We start from the raw sequence: 20,891 nt of genomic DNA, 5'->3' as shown, positions 1-20,891 counted from the left end.
GCCATGCTTCAATCTTCCTCACCGCGGGCTCTCAGCGGGCCCTGGTTGGCAGCTCCCCTGCTGCTGTATTTCCTGGTCTTCGTCCTGGCGCCGCAGATTGTGTTGGTGGTCATGAGCTTTCGTGGGTTGGAGGGCGCTTTCACGCTGTCGCACTTTGCACGCGTGCTGTCGGACCCCATGACTTACGACGTGCTCATCTCTACCCTGCGCCTTGGACTGACCACCACGCTGCTCACTCTCCTGATTGGCTACCCGTACGCATTGGGCATGGTCTATGCGAGCCCTCGGATCAAGTCCTTGCTTCTGCTCCTGGTGGTACTGCCGCTGCTGGTCAGCGGTGTAGTGCGCACCTTTGGCTGGATGGTGGCGCTGGGTAACCAAGGGCCGGTCAATGAACTGCTGCAATGGTTGGGGGTAACCGATCAACCCCTGCGGATTCTGTTCACTGAAACCGCTGTGGTCATCGGCTTGACGCAGATCGAGATGCCCATGATGGTGCTATCGCTGTACACCGTTCTGGGACGTATGGATTCGAGCTTGCTGCTGGCTTCTCGCTCTCTGGGCGAAGGGCATTGGAAGACGCTGGTGCGCGTGATTCTGCCCTTGAGTGTGCCGGGCCTGATTGCAGGTTGTTCACTGGTATTTGCGTCTGCGGTGGGTAGCTTCGTGGCTCAGACTGTGCTGGGCGGCGGTGGCTTGTTGTACATGCCGATGTACATCTATCAGCAGTCCATCTTGTCGCAGGAATGGGCCTTTGCAGCGGCACTCGCTCTGATTCTGATGGTGGCGGTCGGCGCCATCATTTTTGCCGGCAATGCGCTGGCTCGCAAATCGAAGGGGTACATCTATGGCTGAAGCCCATTCCTCCCACTCGTTCGCACGCGTGGTTCGGGCCCGCCTCAGCGCGGGGAGCTGGTATGTAGTGCTTGCGCTGATTGTGGCGCTGGGTTGCACCATCCTGGTGGTGCCCACGTTCTTCGCGCTGGCCACCTCGTTCAACGGAGGCGAGTCGCTGCGCTTTCCGCCACAGGATCTGTCTTTCCGCTGGTTCATCGCGCTGTGGACCGAATCAGATGACATCTGGGAGGCGGTATCGGTGAGTGCGCGCGTTTCGGTTGTCGCGGTGAGCGTTGCTGCCGTGCTGGCCACCGGTGCTGCCATGTACCTGGCCAGGCAACAGTCCACGTGGGCGCGGGCGCTCGAGACTTTCTTTCAGTCGCCCATGATGCTGCCCGGCATCAGTCTGGGTCTGGCCACCCTGATCTGGCTACAGATGTTGGGCATCCAGCTTTCGTACTGGACGCTGGTCATTGGACATATCGCCATTTCCACACCCTACATCCTGCGCACGGCGCTGATCGGCCTGGGCCAGATCGACCCGAGTGTGATCGATGCCTCTCGCAGTCTCGGTGCCACGCAGTGGCGCACGTTCTCGCGCATTGTGCTGCCTCTTGCAGCGCCCGCCATTTTTGCGGGCAGCTTCATTGCCTTCATGTTCTCGTTCGACAACGTGCCGGTGTCCATGTTCCTGTCGGACGCGCGCAGCGAGGTGCTGCCCATTCGCCTGTTGCATCTCATCGAAAGCCTGCTCGATGTGCGCGCCGCTGCGGTGGCGAGTGTCCTGATTGTTTTTACCGTCGTTTTTTCGCTCCTCATGGAGCGGCTGCTTGGAGTGTCCCGATATGTCCGCTGAAACCATCTCTGTATCTTCCCTGGCCCAGGGCATTGAGGCTGAAGAGGCGCTTGCTGCCCAACTGTTCGACACCCTGCGCGATCGCTCGCGCAGTACGCTGGGCGTGACCCGCGCGTCGTTTGGTGAGGGCGAGCAAATGGCCCATGACCTCATGAGCGAACTGGGCGATCGCCTGGGTTTGGAAAAGCGCGTGGACGCGGCCGGAAACCTCTATCTCACCCTGCCGGGGCGCGACCGCAGCCTGCCCGCCATCATGACGGGCTCGCACATGGACACAGTGCCGGACGGGGGCAACTTCGACGGCGCTGCAGGTGTGGTTGCAGGCATGTGCATGTTGGCGCGCTGGGTACGTGCAGGCCGCTCGCCTGTTCGTGACATTACGGTGATGGCTGTACGGGCAGAGGAGCTGTCCTGGTTTCCGGCACCCTATGCGGGTAGCCGTGCGGCCTTTGGTTTGTTGCAGGCGAATGAGCTGGACGAATGCACTCGGCCCGATACCGGCCGCACCTTGTTCGATCACATGCAGGCAGCAGGCTTCGCACCCGAACGGGTGCGCGCAGGCGAGAAGCAACTCGACCCTCAGCGTATTCACTGCTTCCTGGAGCTGCACATCGAACAGGGCCCCTTGTTGGTGCAAGAGAAGTTGCCCGTAGGGATTGTCACGGGCATTCGCGGCAACCTGCGCTACAAGCACTGCCGTATCCTGGGGCAGTACGCGCATGCGGGGGCAGAGCCACGGCGTTCGCGCCGCGACGTTGTGATGGCCGGTGCGGAGTTCGTACAACGTCTCGAAGCGCTGTGGATAGATCTGGAAGAGCAGGGCAAGGACCTCGTCTGTACCGCAGGACAGTTCTTCACCGATGCGAAAGTGCACACCATGACCAAGGTGCCTGGCGAACTGCGCTTTACCATGGATATCCGCAGCCAGGACAACTCACTTCTGCTGGAAATTGACCGACGCTTGCGCGGCTTGGCGCAGGAAATCAGTGCTCGCCGCAATGTCTTGATCGATCTGGGCGACTACACCAATGCGCGCCCTGGCCTGATCGATACCGCACTGCACGAGCGCTTGCTATCTTGCGCGGAATCACTCGAAATTCCCCATGTGGCCATGGCCAGTGGTGCTGGTCATGACTCTGCTGTGTTCAGCCAGCAGGGAATTCCAACGGCCATGGTGTTCGTGCGCAATGAACATGGCAGCCACAATCCCGACGAGGCCATGGAGATAGCGGATTTCACGCAAGGCCTGCGGGTTTTGATCGCCGCGGTGGAGGAAATCGATGGACAGCCTTGATCAAATTATTGACGGCGCACAAGCCGATTTGCAGGTGTATCAGCGCATTCGGCGCGCTATCCTTTCCGGGCAATTGCGCCCCGGCATGAAGCTGCAGGAGCCCCGCCTGGCCAAGGTGTTGGGTTGCACGCGGGAGAGGGTGCGCAAGGCGCTGCATCACTTGGCCCACGAAAAGTGGCTGGACATCATTCCCAACAAGGGTGTGTTCATTCCGGTGCCCAGCGTGCAGGAGCTCCATGCCATTTTCGAAGCGCGTCGCCTTATAGAGCTGGGCGTGACACGTCAGCTGGCAGAGCGCAGCCGACTTCTTGACTGGCAGCCCTTCGTCAGCCATGTGCAGCAAGAGCGCATTGCGGCCGAACGCAACGACCGCGCCACGGTGGCGCTTCTGGCCGCGGAGTTCCACTTTCTGCTCGTCGAGAGCCTGCACAACCCCTTGATCCGTGACATGCACCGCGGCCTCATGTTGCGCTCGTCGCTGCACTTCTCTCTGTACGCGCCCATGAACTTGCAGGCGGGTGCGGGCAATGGTTGTGCTGGGCCGCACGAGCATGAGGCCATTGTCCAGGCGCTGTCTGACGGCAATGGCGCGCGCGCCGAAAAACTTATGCAGCGACATCTGAGCCAGCTGGAGGTCTTGCTGGCTGCACGCAAGCCCAAGACGGAATTTCCCCCTCTGGAAGACGTGTTTGCTTCGCTGGACGCCATGCCCGCCCATGCCGACGAAGCCATGCCAGCAGGCGATCCCTGCTGTGCTGATTGATGCCGTGCCTGGCTCCACTGTTTCACTAACCCCACTGTTTTCAACCTGCAAGAAGTGACCTGTATGCCCGAATCTGAATCCATTGCCGCAAGGCTCGCCCTGCAAGACCTGAAGTTGCCGCAACTGTCCCTCCCGCAGGCCAACTATGTTCCGTTCAAACGCTGTGGCCAGATCGTCTTCCTGGCCGGCCAGACCAGCATCGGTGAGGTCAACTTTCAGGGCACGCTGCAAAGCGCTGACGACGTGGCCCGCGGCTATGCGGCGGCTCGCCAATGTGGCCTGCACCTGATTGCTGCGCTCAAGATGGCTTGCGATGGCGATCTGACCCGCGTGGAGGGTTGTCTCAAAGTCAACGGTTATGTGCAGGCGGCAGCGGGGTTTGACTCGGTGCCCGCAGTGATCAATGGCGCATCTGACCTGTTCGTCGAGGTGTTCGGATCTGCAGGCACGCATGCGCGTACGGCCATCGGCGTGTCGGTGTTGCCCCGGGATGCCAGCGTCGAAGTCGAGGCTGTGTTTTTCTTGCGCAGTGCATGAGAGCGCGCGCCACCCCTTGTATGACGTCGCCGCACCTGGCTGCGTGACTGATTTTTTTACTTCATTCTCTACCAATCATGGAAATCAACAAACCCGAAATCGTCGCCGAGGTCCAACGCGAGTTCATGCGCTATGAGCGCGCTCTCACCAGCAATGATGTAGAGGTCCTGGACCAACTTTTCTGGAACAGCGAACACACGGTGCGCCTGGGCGCTACCGAGCACCTCTACGGCTTTGCCGCCATTCAGGCGTTTCGTGCCGGTCGCTCTCCGCAGGGGCTGGACCGCGTGATGCTCAAGACTCAGATCACCACGTTTGGCGACGACTACGCCACCGCCCATCTCGAATTTCAGCGCATCGGCTCCGACAAGGTGGGGCGCCAGACCCAGGCTTGGGCGCGAACCTCGGAAGGCTGGCGTGTGGTCTCGGCGCATGTGAGCATGCTGGCTTGAGCAAACCACCTCCTGCTGCGCGGAATCTAGGGTCACAGGGCCCGCGCACCGCCGACTGAAATCCCTGAGTTGCGCCAAGCGTCGCATACGTGTTAATTAAATTTTGTAAGGGAAGGAGCATTCGCAAGCGAGACTCCTTCGACAAGCTATGAAGAGTCTTCGCTGGCTACCCGACCCGTTCGTGCTCCTGATAGTGATGGTGGTCTTGCTGGCCTCTTTATCACCCGTGTATGGCGAAGGCGCTCGGTGGTTTCATTACCTGACCCAAGGTGCCATCGCGCTGCTTTTCTTCATGCATGGCGCCAAGCTCTCGTCGCAGCAGGTGCGCTCAGGCCTGTCGCAGTGGCGCCTGCACCTGACGGTGTTTGCCTGTACGTTCGCTATCTTTCCGTTGCTGGGCTGGCTGCTCAGCCCTCTCTTCAAAGCGCTGGTTGGGCAAGGTCTCACGCTGGGTTTGCTGTTTCTATGTGCCCTGCCTTCTACCGTGCAGTCATCCATTGCCTTCACCGCCATGGCGAGAGGCAATGTGGCTGCAGCGGTCTGCAGCGCGGCAACTTCCAGCCTGCTGGGTGTGTTTGTCACGCCTTTGCTCGTCATGCTGATGTTCGGCGTGCATGGCGACTTTGCGCTGGGTGATGCCGTGGTGCAAGTGGCCTTGCAACTGTTGGTGCCTTTTGCACTGGGTCAGTTCGCCCGCCGCTGGATAGGCGTCTGGGTGCAGTTGCACCGCAACTGGCTCAAGCAAGTGGACAACAGTTCCATCCTGCTCGTGGTGTATGGCTCATTCTCTGCGGCCGTGGTGGGGGGCATCTGGCAGAAGGTGGATATTGGGCATCTGACCGTGCTGACGGGCTTGTGTGCTGCACTCCTGGCCATGGTGTTTGCCATCACGCTGTTCCTGGGCAGAGCATTGGGGTTCGAGCAGGCCGATAGCAAGACCCTGTTTTTCTGCGGCTCCAAGAAGAGCCTGACCACTGGCATCCCTCTGGCCAATGTGCTGTTTCCAGCAGCCAGTGTGGGCTTGATCATCCTGCCCACCATGCTGTTCCACCAGCTTCAACTTCTGGCCTGTGCCTATCTCGCCCGGCGCTGGGGTGAGCGAGATGGAGAGGATGATGCAAGCAGTAGAAAGCCTGAAGCCTTCTGCCACCAGTGATTTGGTGTTCGCCGGGACCGCCGAGCGCCCGCCCGGCACCTTCGGATATGCGCAGCGCCTTGCCCCCGGCAAGAGCTCTGCAAGTGGTCGATCCCAAGGGGGAAGCCTCCGAGATCTACAAGGCAGTGGCCCGGCAGGTGGCACTCCACAGCCAGGCAGCTGAACCAAACAGACTGAACGCGGCGAGTTGCAATCCAATCGACAAGGCCTGATCTGCGAGGCCTGGCAGGGAGAACAAGAGCGCAGTAGACACAGGGCCAGCAATTTGCCCCAACGCAAAAGCCGCTGTGAGGTACCCAACCCAAGCGCCTGGGTTCGACGGGACTCGGGCTCGAATCTCTTGCACCCCAGCGAGTGTGATGACCATGAAGGTACCTCCCACGAAAATCGCGGACAGCATGAAGCTGGCCTCGTGCCGCCATAGGCTCGGAAGCAAGGTCCCCAGCCCCATCAGTGCTTGGCAACCTGCCCAGACGCGCAGGCGAGAAATGCGTTGCATCAGTGCGCCCGCCACTAACGTTGAGAGGGCCGCCGTTGCCCCGAAGATGGGCCACGCGAGACCGAAAACGGCTGGGTTCTCCACAACGCTTCGCGCCAGGACAGGGAGATAGGTGGCAGGGAGGATGTAGCCGAAACCCATGATCGCGTAGCTCACCACGAGCCCGACCGTCCCAGCTGGCAGCGGTGGGTTCTGGTCAAGCTTGGATGGTGCCTTCTGGAGTTCGATACCGAGGGATCTCGCCACCAGGAACACGGGCACGAAAGCGGTCGTCGTTAAGAGTGCAAGGTGGACCCATACTTGTTGTGACCGTACCCCGGTGATGGCTGCGGCGAGACAGTACAGCCCGACGATTGCCATCCCAAACCCAACGCCTGAGTAAACCCACGCGCTCAAGTCCTGCCGATTCGCTCTTGCTAGCGCGCCCAAGCACCAAACACTCGTCGCAACAAACGCCCACGCGGAGCACACACCGGCCAGAAACCTGAGAGGCATCCAGAGCATCGCTCCTGGCAAGGCCATCGCAGCAGCTGTGAGTGCAACCCCAGCGAGAGAAATCATCGCAAGGACCGACGCACCACCGCGCAACCGGGAGGCTGTGAGTGCTCCCACCAGATAGCCAACATAGTTTGCCGCCGCCAGCCAACCTCCTTGAGCGACATCAAGAAGCCCTTCCTGAACCATCAGCGGCAGCTGTGGCGTGAACGCGAAGCGCCCGATGCCCATCGCCACCGCCAAGGAAAGCAAGCCTGTCAGCGTCAAGGAAGTCGTCGAACGGGTGAAAGTTAGGCGTGCCATGAGTCGCTATGCTGAAGGTGCTATGTCCAGGCACCCGTCAGTGCCAGCACCGGCGACAGTCCAGCCTTCCCCCAGCGCAAAGGCAAGGCCCCTGGCATACGCCTCACACCGGTCACAGCAAAGCGCAGCAAGCGCTCGGCGCCCTGGAAGCCAGCAAGCTCGGGGCCGGTCCAGATGATCTCTGCGCGCACGCTGACCTGTATAAGCTCGCCGGTCTCGAAGTCCATGAAGAGCAGCCCCGCCCGGGGCTCGATGGCGAGGTTACCCAAGGTGTTGAAGAACAAGTTGCCCGAAAAGTCCGGCACAGTGAGCTGACCGGGACCGTCCACGCGTACAAAGCCGGGCTTGCCACCGCGGTGCGATACGTCAACTCCTTGCGCACGGTCCGGCCCAGCTGGCGCGGCGCCCTCTTGAGAATGCACGGCCGGATGCGCCGAGGCGATGTAGAAGGTATCGGCCTGCCGAATCAGTTTCATCGCTGCGTCGTCCAACTGGCCGTTGAAGTGCAGAGGCTGAGCCACATCACCAGCACCGACAAACTCAGGCTCGCGCGCCTGGATGTATTGCGGGCAGTTGCCAAAGCTCTGACTGACCCGCACCGAGAAGCCTTGCGAGTCAACCTGCCCGACCACGCCGTTCATGCGGTTTCGTCGGCGTGTGTGAGGCGCGATGCCGAGCAGGCCTATGTGTGCGCCGGGCATCAAATTCACGGCAAGCATGTCGTGGGGCAATGGTTGCGCTTGTACTGCAAGTTGTTCGGGGTCCGGCGACGAAATGAAGCCTGGGGGACCTGCCAAGACTGAACTCCATGGTTGACCGTCATTGTCGACCGTACCGGCAATGAGAAAAGGCAACTGCGTAAAGAACTGGCGGTGCTGGTCTGGCATGTAGCTGCGAATCACGCGATGGCCAATCTCGGCCATGCGCTCGCGTACGCCGACCATGGATTGAATAAAGCGCTCGCCTTCGTGGAAGGCATCAAGGGGGCTTGTCATGGCAACTCATTCCTGGTTGATGCGGGTCAGTATCTGAACTGTGATTGATGTTGACCATTTGATAAATGGTGCCAACGTTATTTGACTACTCCACTTATCGATCTAATATTCGGCATGGACAAACTCAAGGCAATCCAGACCTTCGTGCAGATTGCTGAGCACGGTAGCCTGACCAAAGCGGCACGCGCACAGCAGACTTCGCTGCCCGCCGTGGTGCGTAAGTTGGCCTCGCTGGAGGCGCACCTGGGTGCACGCCTGTTCCAGCGCACGACTCGGCGCATTGCCCTGACGGAGGAAGGCAAACGCTACCTGGAAAGCTGCCGTCACGTACTCGCGGCCGTTATCGAAGCAGACGGCGCGCTCATCTCCGGCGCCCAGGAACCGGCCGGCCAGGTCACCGTGACGGCACCGGTGCTGTTCGGCCACATGCATGTGGCGCCAGCAGTCACGCGCTTCCTTCAGCGCTATGACAAGATGCGATGCTCAGTGCTGTTGCACGACCGCGTGGTGAACTTGCTGGAAGAAGGCATCGATGTGGGCATCCGTATCAGCCCGCTGGAAGATTCCTCGCTCGTGGCGCTACCGCTGGGCAGTATTCGGCGCGTGGTGGTGGCCAGCCCTGACTATCTACGTCGCGTCGGCGTGCCGAAGCACCCGAACGAATTGCGCGAGGCCAACTGTGTGCTCAACATCGCGGGCGTGGGACCGCACTGGGGCTTTCACGAAAAAAGCCGCGCGTTCAGTGTTCAGGTGAAAGGCAACCTGGATTTCAACCATGTGGCTCCAGCCCTGGAGGCCTGTGCGGCCGGCATGGGCTTCGGCCGCTTTTTTTCGTACCAAGTGGCGCCATTTGTGCGGCAGAACCGGCTAGCCGCGGTGCTGGAGGCCTTCGAGCCACCTCCGCGACCAGTCAGCATCGTCTACCCGAATGCCCGCATGCTGCCCACTCGAACCCGACTCTTCATTGACTGGATGCGCGAGGAGCTCCAGGATTTTGGCGTCTGAACCCGCCATGCTGGCAGATGGCTGGTTGCGGGGTATTTCACATACTTTGAACGACGGCATCCTTTCCTGTTAAAGCAAGATTGCCTCACTGATCCGCGTACCTGTGCACTGCGCTTCGGATGAAAGCACCGACAGCGTGGATTACGCCACGCTGAACAGTTGGATGGGCCGTACCACCTGAGGCTTGCCTCGCGATCGCTTTATGCCCGGCAATGCCATCGCCGTCTGCGCGTAGCCGTTGAGCCGGCTTACAGCTTCTTCACAAGTCCCGCGCCAATTGGCGCAAGCGGCTCATCGTGTACTCAAAGTACTCCGGCACACAGCCCAGGTGGCCGCGGTCTGCCGTGGTGCAGTCGGTCAAACTCACATTGGCGCCGCCTGCGTTACGCAGGGCCTGCAAGGCTTTGACCGAGGCGCCGTAAGGCACCGTGCGGTCATTCTGACCATGAAATAGGTAGACCGGCGCCTGGGGTGCCCACCCCAGATGAACACTGTGTTCGCGGGCAATCGCTTGCTGGTCGTCGGCCAGGTAGCGGTCTATGAACAAGGTTTGATAGGCTACGTCTGCATCGTCGGGAAACAGTTGCGCCACCAGCATCCGGCGGACCTCGTTGCGAACAGATTCAGGCGCTCGGCTCAGGCTGCCTGGGTTGAACAATGCTCTTAGCCAACCTGGCAGGCCATCACGCAACTCATCCAGCGTGAACTGGACGTCGTAAGGACCCGCGCCGGGAACGGACGCCGCCACCTGCTGCGTGAGCCAGCCATTGGAGCCTGCGCTTTGCAGGGCGCGGTGCGCTGCCATCGTGGCATAGCCGCCTTCGGAATAACCCGCCAGGAAGAGCTGTCCGTTGTCTGCGACGCGTTCCTGCCAGCGCCACGATTGCGCAGCGACCAGCAAGTCCACCACCGAGTTGGCGGTGGCCTCTGCCAACAGGTAGGGATGCTCCTGGCCTCGGGTGCTGCCAAAGCCTACGTAATCCGGTGACACCACGATGTAGCCCTGTGAGGCCAGCACCATGGGTGGTTCGCCAGGCTCGGTTCGGATACTGGGCGCCTCATCGTTGCGGAAGATGGTGGCGTGCTGGTAACTGAGGACAGGGCTGGTAGCGCCGGCAGCTTTAATGGGCACGCTCACCAGGCCAGAGGCTGCTACCCGCCGGCCGTCCTTGTCCGTGGTGGTGTAGGTGATGCGATAGTTGCTGACGTCGTAACGTGCCACCGCGGTGGTGTCAGGGCCCAAGCGGCTGGCAGCCAAGGCCGCCTGTACCTGCGCTGCGGTCAAGGTGTTCACGAACTGCGCTGATTGCAGACCGCCACGTTCCTCGGGGGCTGGCATGGGAGGTGGCGTGGGCACGGGCGCAGGCGCTGGTGTGGGGGCCGGTGTCGGCGCTGGCGCTGGAGTGGGCGATGGCGCCGGAGCCGGGCCGGGTGCTGGCGTGGGGCTCGGTGCCGGAGCGGGTGGCGCAAGGTCATCGCTGCCACCGCCGCCGCACGCCACAAGACTGGTAGATACGGCTACCAGAGCGCACCACCGGGTGAGTCGTGTGAGTCGAGAAGGCGAAATCTGCATGGTGCGATCGGGTCGAATGAAAGACAGCCCGACAGGATAGCCAAGCAGACCGCATGCGTGGCTAACAAACTTTAGTTGAGCATATTCTTCTGCGAGAACGTGTGAAATCAGCACGTTTTCGCACAATAAGCGCGCGGTTTCGCGCTTCGAATGACTACCCGCGCTCTTGTTCTCTGAGCTTGAACCGCTGGATCTTGCCTGTCGCAGTCTTGGGCAACTCGGTCACAAATTCAATGTACCGCGGATACTTATACGGGGCCAGGCGATCCTTGACGAAGGCTTTGAGCTCATCTTCTGTCGCCTTCTGGCCTGCTTTGAGCACCACAAAGGCCTTGGTCTTGGTCAGACCCTCTGCATCTTCCTTGCCAATCACGGCGGCTTCAAGCACAGCAGGATGTTGAACAAGAGTGGCCTCGACCTCGAACGGACTCACATAGATGCCACTCACCTTCAGCATGTCGTCACTGCGTCCGCCATAGGTATAGCTGCCATCTTCGTTGCGAACGTATTTGTCACCGCTCTTGGTCCAGCCACCCTGGAAGGTGTCGCGGGTCTTTTGCCGGTTGCCCCAGTACATCATGGCTGCTGAGGGCCCTTGAATGAAGAGATCCCCAGGTTCGCCGTCTGGCACAGGCTTGCCGTCGTCGCCGCGCAGCTCCACTTCATAGCCTGGCACGGGCCACCCGGTGGTGCCGTAGCGGACTTTTTCCGGGCGGTTCGACAAGAAGATGTGCAGCATCTCGGTAGAACCAATGCCGTCGACAATGTCCACCCCAAAATGAGCTTTGAATCGTTCGCCCAGCTCGGCGGGCAAGGCCTCTCCAGCAGATGACACCAGCCGCATGGCGACCTGCGCCCGCTTGGGCAACTGAGGGTGCGCCAGCATGCCGGCAAAACCTGTCGGCGCGCCGAAGAACACGGTGGGTTTCACATCCCCGACCAAACCCACCCAACGCTTGAAGGTGGCCTCGGGCGTGGGACGCTCTCCCATCAATAAAGTAGTGGCGCCCACGCTCATGGGGAAAGTGAGGCCATTGCCCAGGCCATAAGCGAAAAATAGCTTGGCGGCAGAAAAGCAAACATCGTTTTCTTTCAGGCCAAGCACGTCCTTGCCGTACAGCTCGCAAGTCCAGTAAGGATTTCCATGGGAATGCACCGTGCCTTTGGGGCGCCCGGTGGAGCCGCTTGAATAAAGCCAGAAACCTGGATCGTCTGGTGAGGTCGGAGCAGGCTTGTCCTGTGGCGTGTGGGCTGCCAGGAACGCTTCAAATTCGATCTCGGACGGATGAAGAGGTGCCTGGGGGTGAGAAACCACGACTTTCTGAACTTCATGGTCGCTCTTGGTCAATGCCGCATTCAGCGTGGGTAGCAGCACGCCCGATACCAGGACGGCCTGGGCGCGTGAGTTCTCCAGCATGTAGGCATAGTCATCTGCGGTGAGCAGTGTGTTGACGGCCACGGGCACCAGGCCTGCGTACATGCAGCCCAGAAATGCCACCGGCCAATCGTTGCCATCGTGCATCAACACGAGCACGCGCTCTTCCCGGCGCAGCGACAGGCTGCGCAGGCCGGAGGCCATGCGGCGGACACGCTCATCCAGCTGACCATAGGTCAAGGGGCCGTTGTCGTCTATGAACGCTGGTTTTTCAGGGCGCCCTGTGTTCTGCGCGAGCAGATGCTCAGCGAAATTGAAACGCTCGGGCAATGCTGCAGGATGGCTCATGGAATTCTTGTCTCCAAGTAAGGGCTGGCTAAGAGGCTGGCTTTTATAAAAATTTCGCACAAAGGGAGCGCTGGGCTTTTTTGCAAGCCATTTTCATCTTCCGATCGGGAAGATGGCCCAAGCCATTTCCCGAATTGATCTTTCAGCGCCACCGTGGTGAAATGCATTATTGTGCTAGACACTAACATGCAGTAAAGTGCATGTCAAGCCGACTTGAATAGAGAATAAGCATGGAGATAGAAGAAGCCTCCCCCATGGCAGCCACTGCTTCCGCAGCCCCGGACGTCACCCGACACCCCTTTTTGGTTGCTCTGGGCGAGCGGGTGCGTACGCTCCGCCTGCGTCGCGGAATGACACGCAAAGCGGTGGCCAAGTCGGCAGAAGTTTCCGAGCGGCATCTGGCCAACCTGGAGTACGGCACGGGTAATGTCTCCATACTGGTGCTTTTGCAGGTAGCCAACGCCTTGCAGTGTGAGCTCGCTGAGCTGCTGGGTGATGTGACCACCTCTTCACCCGAATGGTTGATGATCCGCGAACTGCTGGAACGCCGGGGCGAAAGCGACCTGCGGCGTGCCCGCCAGTCACTGAGCGAAATGTTCCATCATGCCGGGGAAGACCGGGCCAAGGGCGCCCGTATCGCGCTCATCGGTCTGCGCGGCGCAGGCAAGACCTCTCTGGGGCAGCGCCTGGCGGCCGATCTTGGCTATGCCTTCATTGAGCTCAGCCGCGAAATTGAGCAATTCGCAGGGTGCAGCATCAACGAGATTCACAATCTCTACGGCACCAATGCGTACCGCCGGTATGAGCGCAGAGCGCTGGAAGAGGCCATTCAGATCTACCCTGAAGTCGTGATTGCCACACCTGGTGGTCTGGTGGCGGACGCGGCCAACTTCAACCTGCTTCTACAGCACTGCACCACCATTTGGTTGCAAGCAGACGCCGCAGATCACATGACGCGTGTGGCTGCCCAAGGCGATATGCGCCCCATGGCCGCCAGCCCTGAAGCCATGGAAGACTTAAAGCGCATTCTGGCCGGCAGATCAGCCTTCTACGCCAAGGCGGATCTGCGTTTTGATACCAGTCACTTTGCAGATGAGGACGCGGCTTTCACGGCCTTGCAGAGTCTGGTGCGGACCTCCGTGTTCGCCTGAGCCAGGTTTTTAGGGGATTTGCAGTAAAGTGCATTGACTCGTTTGGGATGATGCACTATTATTCATGTACTGGCTTTTTCGGCGCTCTCGATTTACCCCACAAGCCAGCCAGCGCCGTCATTAGAAAAAATTCAGCCTCAAAGGATTCTCATGTCGCAAGATCTGACCGTTGATTACCGGACCGAACCCAGCCAGTACCACCACCTCAAACTCACGTTTGAAGGCAGCACGGCGCATCTGGCAATCGATATCGATGAAAATGCCGGCCTGCGTCCTGGCTACAAGCTCAAACTCAATAGCTACGATCTGGGCGTAGATATTGAACTGCACGATGCCGTTCAACGCATCCGCTTCGAACATCCGGAAGTGAAGTCTGTGATCGTGACCAGCGCCAAGGACAAAGTCTTCTGTTCCGGCGCCAACATCTTCATGCTGGGCGTCTCCAGCCATGCATGGAAGGTGAACTTCTGCAAATTCACCAACGAAACGCGCAACGGTCTGGAAGACAGCAGCGCGCACAGCGGCCTGAAGTTCATCGCAGCTGTCAACGGCGCATGTGCCGGCGGTGGCTACGAGCTGGCGCTCGCCTGTGACGAAATCATCCTGGTGGATGACCGCAACTCCTCCGTCAGCCTGCCTGAGGTGCCTCTGCTGGGCGTGTTGCCTGGCACCGGCGGCCTGACTCGCGTCACCGACAAGCGCCACGTTCGCCATGATCTTGCTGACATCTTCTGCACCAGCGTCGAAGGCGTGCGCGGCCAGCGCGCAGTCGATTGGCGCCTGGTCGATGCCATCGCCAAACCCCAGGTATTCAAGGAAACCGTTGCAAAGCGTGCGGCCGAATTGTCCGCGGGCAGCCACCGCGGTAGCGGCCAAGGCGTGTCTCTGACGCCACTTGAGCGCAAGGTGGAAGGCGACAAGGTCAGCTACTCTCATGTAGAGGTGGAGATTGACCGTGCCAAACGCCAGGCCGTCTTCACTGTCAAAGCGCCCGCAGCAGCGCAGCCGAAAGACATTGCAGGCATTGAAGCCGCTGGTGTGACCTGGTGGCCCCTGGCTATGGCGCGTGAACTTGACGACGCAATCCTGCACATGCGCACCAACGAGCTGGACATCGGCACGTGGGTACTCAAGACCACGGGCGATGCTGCTGCCGTCCTCGCCGTGGGTGAAGCCCTGGAATCCAACCGCAGCCACTGGTTCGTCAACGAAACCATCGGCATGTTGCGCCGCACCTTCGCACGCCTGGACGTCACATCGCGCTCCATGTTCGCTCTGGTGGAGCCTGGCTCCTGCTTCTCGGGCATCCTGGCTGAGTTGGCTTTCTGCGCAGACCGCACCTACATGCTTGACGATGAGCAAGCAGCTACCATCACACTGGATTCGTTCAACTTCGGTTTGCTGCCCATGGTCAATGGCCAGTCGCGCCTGGCGCGCCGCTTCTACGAAGAGCAAAGCGCCATGGATGCGGTTCGCGATGCCGCCGGCAAAGCTCTGGGTCCCAAAGAGGCCTTGGCGCTGGGCCTGGTCACTGCAACGCCAGACGATATTGACTATGCAGATGAGGTCCGGATCGCCTTCGAAGAGCGCGCGGCCATGAGCCCGGATGCTCTGACCGGCCTGGAAGCCAACCTGCGCTTTGCACAGCGCGAGAACATGCTCACACGCATCTTTGGTCGCTTGACCGCCTGGCAGAACTGGATTTTCCAGCGCCCCAACGCCGTGGGCGAAAAGGGTGCACTCAAGGTGTACGGCAAGGGAGACAAGGCTCAGTTCGATCTGAACCGCGTCTGATTACCAGCCCCACACATCCAACGCGAAACTTTTCCTAGAGGAGTCCCACCATGAGCAGCATCGATTACAGCGAGAAGATCCCCAACAACGTCAATCTGTCGGAAGACCGCACGCTGCAGCGCGCGCTGGAGCACTGGCAGCCCAACTACCTGCAATGGTGGAATGACATGGGGCCCGATGGTTCGCAAAACTTTGACGTCTATCTGCGCACGGCCATCAGTGTTGATCCGCAGGGCTGGGCCCAGTTTGGCCACGTGAAGATGCCTGACTACCGTTGGGGCATTTTCCTGAACCCCGGTGAGCAAGACCGCAAGATTCACTTTGGCGATCACAAGGGCGAAGCTGCCTGGCAAGATGTGCCTGGCGAATACCGTGCCAACCTGCGTCGCATCATCGTCACGCAGGGTGACACCGAGCCTGCCTCTGTGGAGCAGCAGCGCCACCTGGGCTTGACCTGCCCGAGCCAGTACGACCTTCGCAACCTGTTCCAGGTGAACGTTGAAGAGGGCCGCCACCTGTGGGCCATGGTCTACTTGCTCCACCGCTACTTCGGTCGTGATGGCCGCGAGGAAGCCGAGGCCCTGCTGGAGCGCAACAGCGGCAACGCGGATAACCCACGTATCTTGCAAGCCTTCAATGAGAAGACGCCCGATTGGCTCAGCTTCTTCATGTTCACCTACTTCACCGATCGCGACGGCAAGTTCCAGCTCTGCGCACTGGCAGAGAGCAGCTTCGATCCGCTGGCCCGCACGACGAAGTTCATGCTGACCGAAGAAGCTCACCACATGTTCGTCGGTGAGTCTGGAATCTCGCGCGTGATCCAGCGCACCGTCAACGCCATGAACGAGCTCAAGACCGATGACGTCGCCAAGCTGCGTGCGGCTGGCGTGATCGATCTGCCAACAATTCAGCGCTACATCAACTTCCACTACAGCGTCACCATCGACCTGTTCGGCGCAGACGAATCCAGCAATGCCGCCACTTTCTACAGCACGGGCTTGAAAGGCCGCTACGAAGAAGGCAAGCGTCAGGACGATCACCTGCTCAAAGGCCAGACCTACAAAGTGCTGAACATTGAGGGCGACAAGCTGGTTGAAAAAGAAGTCCCCATGCTGAATGCGCTCAACGAAGTGCTGCGTGACGACTACATCACCGACTCCAGAGCGGGTGTCGAGCGTTGGAACCGCGTGATCGAAAAAGCTGGCATCCCTGTCAAGCTCACCGTTCCGCACAAGGCGTTCCACCGCAATATCGGCGCGCTCTCTGGTGCCAAGGTTTCTCCGGAAGGCCGCGTCGTGAGCGAGCAGGAATGGAGCCAACGCGTCAACGAGTGGCTGCCTAGCGACGAAGACCGAGCCTATGTGGGCTCGCTGATGGGCCGTGTGGTGGAACCTGGAAAATTTGCCAACTGGATTGCGCCACCTGTCATGGGCGTGAACCGCCAGCCGGTCGATTTCGAGTATGTGCGTTTCAACTAAGACCGTGTTTGTTATTCTTGTGCAGCCTTGCACTTCTCCTTTTCTCGCCAGCGGGTTGGGGTGAGGGACTTCCTCCTCCCGCTGGGGGAGAGCAGGGTGGGGCATGCGGCTTTTCCATTGGTAGCGCTGCATACCCTGACTCTGCTCTCCCCTGGAGGGCGAGGGATTGAAAGTTAGCGCCCCCACGAAAAGACCGCCATCATGGATACCTCTACCGACTCCGCCGTCCTTAAACAGCATCTGATCGATCCAGAGATCTGCATACGCTGCAACACCTGCGAGGCCATCTGCCCCGTCGGCGCCATCACACACGATTCGATGAATTACGTGGTGAAGGCAGACATCTGCAATGGGTGCATGGACTGTATCTCTCCGTGCCCGACAGGGAGCATCGACAACTGGCGCCTCATGCCACGCGTCAAACCCTACACCATTGAAGAGCAATTGGGCTGGGACTCCTTGCCTGCAGAACTCACGCCGGAACAGCTGGCAGAGCAGGGCGTGGGCAGCGCTGAGGAACCCGTGGCCGAACTGCTCGCGCAGGAACAAGCTTCCACACCCGCTGCGGATCCCACTGGCGAGACGACTTTCAATTCGTCCGCTTTTGGCGCCACCACGCCCCCTTGGTCAGCCGCGCACGCCTATGCCAACCTGTACGGCCCCAAATCGGCTGATAAATTTGTGACCGCCACGGTGGTGGGCAATGTGCGCGTCACAGAGGTCGGTAAGGAATACGATACGCACCACATTGTGTTGGACTTCGGCAGCATGCCTTTCCCCGTGCTGGAAGGCCAGAGCATTGGCGTCATTCCGCCAGGCCTGGACGCGCGTGGAAAACCCAACCACCCGCGCCAATACAGTATTGCCAGCCCCCGCAACGGTGAACGGCCTGGCTACAACAACATCAGCCTGACCATCAAGCGTGTTCTGGAGGACTACCAAGGCAATCCAGTGCGCGGTGTGGCCAGCAATTACATGTGCGATCTGAAGGTGGGTGACCAAGTGCAGGTGACAGGGCCTTTTGGCACCAGCTTCCTGATGCCCAACCATCCGAAGTCCCATATCGTCATGATTTGCACTGGCACGGGTTCTGCGCCCATGCGCGCCATGACCGAGTGGCGTCGCCGCCTTCGGGCCTCTGGCAAGTTCGAAAGCGGCAAACTCATGCTGTTCTTCGGCGCGCGCACCAAGGAAGAGCTGCCTTATTTCGGCCCTTTGCAAAGCCTGCCCAAGGACTTCATCGACACCAGCTTTGCGTTCAGCCGCACGCCGAATCAACCTAAGAAGTATGTGCAGGATCTGATGCGTGAACGCGCCGCTGATCTGGTTGAGCTTCTGAAGGACCCCAATACCTTCATCTACGTCTGCGGCTTGAAGAGCATGGAAGAAGGCGTGGTGATGGCGCTGCGTGATGTGGTGCAGAACGCTGGCCTGAACTGGGATGAGATTGGCGGCCGCCTCAAGAAAGAAGGCCGTTTGCATCTCGAGACTTATTGATTTTGGTCCCCCCCTGAGGCGCTTCGCGCCTTCCCCCCAGGGGGACGCAACCAGCGGCCTGGAGAAATTAGCTCCCCCCTGAGTCGCTTCGCGCCTTCCCCCAAGGGGGACGCAACCAGCGGCCTGGCAAAGCCAGCTCCGCGGTTACTCCCGAATGGCCTGCTCCGCGGCCTTAGGTTTTACTCCCTCTCCTGCGGGCGGGCGCCCGGCCAGGGGAGAGGGCGGGGGTGAGGGTAGGCGGCGGTCAATTGGAGAGCCGAGCTTGTTAAGGAATTCAGGCCGCATTGCGTACAAAGGGGCCAGTCGAAGAGGTAGGGCCGGCGTGCGAATCTTCGCGCCTTTTAACGCTGGCAATTCATCGAATGCAGTGGTCAATACGACTTCGGAAGCCCCAGAATATGCTCAGCCACATAGCTGAAGATCATGTTCGTGGAGATGGGTGCCACCTGGTAGAGCCGGGTTTCCCTAAACTTGCGCTCGACGTCGTACTCGCAGGCAAATCCAAATCCGCCATGCGTTTGCAGGCAGACGTTGGCAGCCTCCCAGCTGGCCTTGGCAGCCAGGTGCTTGGCCATATTGGCTGCCGCCCCAGCGTTCTCGTGTCCATCGATCTTCTCGCAAGCCTTCCAGCGCATGAGGTTGGCGGCTTCCAGTTCAATCAGTGACTCTGCAATGGGAAACTGAATGCCCTGGTTCTGACCAATCGGACGCCCAAACACCACACGCTCTTTGGCGTATTTGGTCGCCCTGTCGATGAACCAATAGCCGTCGCCAATGCACTCGGCAGCAATCAGAGTGCGCTCGGCATTGAGTCCATCGAGCAGCGTCTTGAAGCCTTTCCCTTCAGGCCCGAGCAGGTTCTCCTCTGGAATCTCCAGGTTGTCAAAGAACAGCTCATTGGTCTCATGGTTCACCATGTTCAGGATGGGTTGCACGGTAAGCCCCTGGCCCACAGCCTCCTTCAAGTCGATCAGAAAGCAGCTCAAGCCCTCTGAACGCTTCTGCACTTCTGCCAGAGGTGTGGTGCGTGCCAGCAAGATCATCATGTCGCTGTGCTGGATGCGAGAGATCCAGACTTTCTGACCGTTGATCACCCACCGGCCGTCCTTCTTCGTGGCCGTGGTCTTGAGCTTGGTGGTGTCGCTGCCGGTGGTGGGTTCGGTCACCCCCATAGATTGGATGCGCAAGTCGCCGCTGGCAATGCGAGGCAGCAGGTCGCGTTTTTGCTTGTCCGAACCGCTGCGAACAATCGCGTTCATCACATACATCTGGCCGTGGCACGCGCCAGAATTTCCACCAGATCGGTTGATCTCTTCCATGATGACTGAAGCCTCTGCCATCGTCAGGCCCGAACCACCGTACTCTTGCGGAATGAGCGCTGCCATCCAGCCGGCGCGCGTGAGCGCGTCTACAAATTGCTCCGGGTAGCCTCGTTGCTCGTCAATCTTGCGAAAGTACTCGTCGGGGAACTGCTGGCAAAGATGGCGAATGGCGTCGCGGATTTCCTGGTACTGGTCGGTTTCATGGAGCATGGTGCGGTGCTTTCATTCCTTCACGGGTCAGTCGAACTTGAGCGGATGATTCAGGCGATGCGCGAAAGATGTCTATGCCCTCGCGCGCGGCGGCCTTCAGCAGTTCGGGGGTGGCACGGATGTGTGCTTCCAGCTCCAGGGCTGCACGGAATTCATTGCCGGCCATTGCGGCTTCAAAAATCCCGTGATGCTCCATGTGGACGTTGCGCCGGCCCTTGCCCAAGTCGATGGCATAGCGTCTGTAGCGCTCGCTATGACGATTAAGTATACGAAGTAGGCGCACGGTCCAGGCGGAGCCACAGTTGGCAACCAGCAGTTCATGGAACTGGGTGTTCAGCGCCTCCCAACGCTGAATGAGGTCAGGAAGAATGGGTTGCTCGAAGGCCGACATCTGTGTGTAGACCTGTTGCAGTTCCTGGCGCCACGACTCATTGGCATGCCGGATGGATTGCCTGAGCGCTTCGATTTCAATTCGAACTCGCAAATCTGTCAGATCGTCCAGATCCTGAACCGTGATGGGCGTGACGCGAAAGCCCCGCTGGCCTTCCGCCTCTACCAAGGCATCGCTGACCAAGCGGTTCAGCGCTTCGCGCAAGGTACCCGCGCTCACATCGTAACGAGCCCGTAAGTGCTCCACCCGGAGTTTCTCTCCCGGGGCGATCCGGCCTTCCACGATGTCGTCGCGCAGTTGCGTATAAGCGCGCTCAATCAGCGTGCGAGGCGTGGTCGTGTCATCGTTCGGAGCTGAGCCTTCTGCAGGCGGTGGGGGGAGGGCGGATCGTTTGACCATGGGTTCGCGTAACTGTCTGGCGCTGGCGTGCTGTAGCAGGAGCATAGCAGTCATGCGCGCCCATAGTTGATAGGAAGTGGCGGATTTTCCTTAAATATCGATAAACAATCGGAAATATAGAGTCGATGCAAAGATGGATTCTGATTTTCGTGAAAATTATC

18 protein-coding genes are annotated in these 20,891 nt (G+C 59.8%); 12 read left to right on the top strand and 6 right to left on the bottom strand.

The window, feature by feature from the left end:
* Positions 1-3: 3 nt before the first annotated feature.
* From ABIE13_RS19245 to ABIE13_RS19215, 7 genes are all read left to right on the top strand, one after another.
* Positions 4-855, top strand: a complete 852-nt coding sequence (locus tag ABIE13_RS19245) for an ABC transporter permease (RefSeq protein WP_354446397.1) — start codon at positions 4-6, stop codon at positions 853-855.
* Positions 848-1,693 (top strand): ABC transporter permease, encoded by an 846-nt coding sequence (locus ABIE13_RS19240; RefSeq protein WP_354446395.1) that lies wholly within the window; start codon positions 848-850, stop codon positions 1,691-1,693. Before ABIE13_RS19245 ends, ABIE13_RS19240 begins: the two co-directional genes overlap by 8 nt.
* Entirely contained in the window at positions 1,683-2,987 is a 1,305-nt protein-coding gene (locus ABIE13_RS19235) for a Zn-dependent hydrolase (protein WP_354446393.1), read from the top strand. The genes ABIE13_RS19240 and ABIE13_RS19235 overlap by 11 nt, the downstream gene beginning before the upstream one ends.
* Positions 2,974-3,750 carry a GntR family transcriptional regulator gene (locus ABIE13_RS19230; RefSeq protein WP_354446391.1) on the top strand — a complete coding sequence of 259 codons (777 nt, stop codon included), beginning with the start codon at positions 2,974-2,976 and terminating at the stop codon, positions 3,748-3,750. The genes ABIE13_RS19235 and ABIE13_RS19230 overlap by 14 nt, the downstream gene beginning before the upstream one ends.
* 63 nt (positions 3,751-3,813) lie before the next feature.
* Complete coding sequence (locus ABIE13_RS19225) at positions 3,814-4,287, top strand: RidA family protein (protein WP_354446389.1); 474 nt, start codon at positions 3,814-3,816, stop codon at positions 4,285-4,287.
* A 77-nt stretch (positions 4,288-4,364) separates the two neighbouring features.
* A complete protein-coding gene (gene hpxZ, locus ABIE13_RS19220; protein ID WP_354446387.1) occupies positions 4,365-4,739 on the top strand; it encodes an oxalurate catabolism protein HpxZ in 375 nt (124 codons plus the stop codon).
* Positions 4,740-4,887: 148 nt separating this feature from the next.
* Entirely contained in the window at positions 4,888-5,895 is a 1,008-nt protein-coding gene (locus tag ABIE13_RS19215) for a bile acid:sodium symporter family protein (RefSeq protein WP_354446385.1), read from the top strand.
* Between the two features lie 115 nt (positions 5,896-6,010).
* Here ABIE13_RS19215 and ABIE13_RS19210 read toward each other — a convergent pair whose 3' ends face one another.
* Both ABIE13_RS19210 and ABIE13_RS19205 read right to left on the bottom strand, forming a co-directional pair.
* A complete protein-coding gene (locus tag ABIE13_RS19210) occupies positions 6,011-7,192 on the bottom strand; it encodes a YbfB/YjiJ family MFS transporter (protein WP_354446383.1) in 1,182 nt (393 codons plus the stop codon).
* Positions 7,193-7,212: 20 nt separating this feature from the next.
* Positions 7,213-8,187 carry a pyridoxamine 5'-phosphate oxidase family protein gene (locus tag ABIE13_RS19205; RefSeq protein WP_354446381.1) on the bottom strand — a complete coding sequence of 325 codons (975 nt, stop codon included), beginning with the start codon at positions 8,185-8,187 and terminating at the stop codon, positions 7,213-7,215.
* Positions 8,188-8,301: 114 nt separating this feature from the next.
* On the opposite strand from ABIE13_RS19205, the gene ABIE13_RS19200 reads away from it, so the two are divergent.
* Positions 8,302-9,192 carry a LysR family transcriptional regulator gene (locus tag ABIE13_RS19200; protein WP_354446379.1) on the top strand — a complete coding sequence of 297 codons (891 nt, stop codon included), beginning with the start codon at positions 8,302-8,304 and terminating at the stop codon, positions 9,190-9,192.
* 259 nt (positions 9,193-9,451) lie between these two features.
* Here ABIE13_RS19200 and ABIE13_RS19195 read toward each other — a convergent pair whose 3' ends face one another.
* Together ABIE13_RS19195 and ABIE13_RS19190 are read right to left on the bottom strand one after the other, a co-directional pair.
* Positions 9,452-10,765, bottom strand: a complete 1,314-nt coding sequence (locus ABIE13_RS19195) for an alpha/beta hydrolase family protein (RefSeq protein ID WP_354446377.1) — start codon at positions 10,763-10,765, stop codon at positions 9,452-9,454.
* 154 nt (positions 10,766-10,919) lie between these two features.
* Entirely contained in the window at positions 10,920-12,488 is a 1,569-nt protein-coding gene (locus ABIE13_RS19190) for a benzoate-CoA ligase family protein (protein WP_354446375.1), read from the bottom strand.
* 230 nt (positions 12,489-12,718) lie between these two features.
* On the opposite strand from ABIE13_RS19190, the gene ABIE13_RS19185 reads away from it, so the two are divergent.
* The 4 genes from ABIE13_RS19185 to boxA all read left to right on the top strand — a co-directional run bounded on the left by ABIE13_RS19185 (position 12,719) and on the right by boxA (position 18,408).
* Positions 12,719-13,639, top strand: coding sequence for a helix-turn-helix transcriptional regulator (locus ABIE13_RS19185; RefSeq protein WP_354446373.1), 921 nt, complete (start codon positions 12,719-12,721; stop codon positions 13,637-13,639).
* A gap of 150 nt (positions 13,640-13,789) precedes the next feature.
* Positions 13,790-15,433, top strand: a complete 1,644-nt coding sequence (gene boxC / locus ABIE13_RS19180) for a 2,3-epoxybenzoyl-CoA dihydrolase (protein WP_354446371.1) — start codon at positions 13,790-13,792, stop codon at positions 15,431-15,433.
* A gap of 50 nt (positions 15,434-15,483) precedes the next feature.
* Positions 15,484-16,911: a benzoyl-CoA 2,3-epoxidase subunit BoxB gene (gene boxB, locus ABIE13_RS19175; RefSeq protein ID WP_354446369.1), complete on the top strand. Its 1,428-nt coding sequence runs from the start codon at positions 15,484-15,486 to the stop codon at positions 16,909-16,911.
* A 201-nt stretch (positions 16,912-17,112) separates the two neighbouring features.
* A complete protein-coding gene (gene boxA / locus ABIE13_RS19170) occupies positions 17,113-18,408 on the top strand; it encodes a benzoyl-CoA 2,3-epoxidase subunit BoxA (protein WP_354446367.1) in 1,296 nt (431 codons plus the stop codon).
* 371 nt (positions 18,409-18,779) lie between these two features.
* Here the strand turns inward: boxA and ABIE13_RS19165 are convergent, their stop codons facing one another.
* Together ABIE13_RS19165 and ABIE13_RS19160 are read right to left on the bottom strand one after the other, a co-directional pair.
* The gene (locus ABIE13_RS19165) at positions 18,780-19,940 is read right to left on the bottom strand and encodes an acyl-CoA dehydrogenase family protein (protein ID WP_354446365.1); all 1,161 of its coding nucleotides are present in this window, start codon (positions 19,938-19,940) and stop codon (positions 18,780-18,782) included.
* Positions 19,930-20,730: a GntR family transcriptional regulator gene (locus ABIE13_RS19160; RefSeq protein ID WP_436278445.1), complete on the bottom strand. Its 801-nt coding sequence runs from the start codon at positions 20,728-20,730 to the stop codon at positions 19,930-19,932. Before ABIE13_RS19160 ends, ABIE13_RS19165 begins: the two co-directional genes overlap by 11 nt.
* Positions 20,731-20,891 lie beyond the last annotated feature (161 nt).

Origin of the sequence: Ottowia thiooxydans, assembly GCF_040548795.1 — a bacterium.
GTDB classification, from domain to species: Bacteria; Pseudomonadota; Gammaproteobacteria; order Burkholderiales; family Burkholderiaceae_C; genus Ottowia; species Ottowia thiooxydans_A.
This window is presented reverse-complemented; position numbering and strand designations above follow the sequence as displayed.